This window comes from Onishia niordana (genome assembly GCF_004798965.1).
GTDB lineage: Bacteria > Pseudomonadota > Gammaproteobacteria > Pseudomonadales > Halomonadaceae > Onishia > Onishia niordana.
Genome location: NZ_SDSD01000062.1, coordinates 1 through 275 on the forward strand (window position 1 = coordinate 1; position 275 = coordinate 275).

The following is a 275-nucleotide window of genomic DNA, read 5'->3' on the forward strand; positions in this document are numbered from 1 at the left end:
CAGTTACTGTTTGTAATAACATGTTCAACCGGCGAAGCGGCAAAGAAACTGGCTACTGCGATGGTTGTAATTTTCAGGAGGTCGTTCACTAACATCGGGATTGATATTTATTATGCCGATGAATTTACCACTTCCCGTATGTTCTGGCAGCTGCGGCTATGCAATTGGTTAATATCTGCATCGAATTGGCTAATCCACCGTACGATAAATAATGGCAGTCAAGGAAACAGTGACCGCTAAAGGAAAAGTACTCTCTGTTCCGTCTTCAATACTTT

At 42.2% G+C, this 275-nt stretch carries 1 protein-coding gene; it reads left to right on the forward strand.

Features of this window, described 5'->3' with window-relative positions:
• A partial coding sequence (locus tag ETC27_RS17465) for a hypothetical protein (protein ID WP_205742775.1) occupies positions 1-240 on the forward strand: 240 nt, incomplete at its 5' end.
• Positions 241-275 lie beyond the last annotated feature (35 nt).